Genomic DNA, 480 nt, shown 5'->3' on the forward strand with positions numbered 1-480 from the left:
CGTTGTGCTTCATGCAAAAACAAATAATATGACTGACTATCAACAAACTGAGGAATTTAAAAGAAGAGAAAAGGAAAGTGAAGATGTTCAGGCTATTCTGACTACTTGGAATCCTTTAGGCTCCAGAAGTAAAGAAATATCGGATTTAGATAATTATTTTACTGAGGCTAACGATATCTTATTTCACATAAGAACCAATTTACATTTCCCTAAGAAAGGAGATAGGCAGACACGGACGGTTAGAATAGTTAGAACCGTTTTAAATGAAGCTTTCGGACTATCTCTTACGGATTCAGACTGTGAAAAGCCGGCAGCCAAAATTGTGTCGGTTGTAGAGATAAAATAAAGCACGAAAGCACAACACTATATAAAAACAATGCTAAAACCTGTCTTGAATCGAAATTCCGTGCTCGCTTGCTCAGCGGATTGTCCTGCGGACAATCACGCTCGCCCGCTCGCACAGTTTTTATACGGGACGTT

The 480-nt window shown here is 39.2% G+C and carries 1 protein-coding gene; it reads left to right on the forward strand.

All coding sequences use genetic code 11. From position 1 onward, the window contains the following. On the forward strand, positions 1-346 hold a 346-nt coding region (locus FHP04_RS14435; protein ID WP_218937268.1), incomplete at its 5' end, for a hypothetical protein. Positions 347-480: the final 134 nt, after the last annotated feature.

It is taken from the genome of Aequorivita sinensis (genome assembly GCF_006346335.1).
In the GTDB taxonomy this organism is placed as follows: Bacteria; Bacteroidota; Bacteroidia; order Flavobacteriales; family Flavobacteriaceae; genus Aequorivita; species Aequorivita sinensis.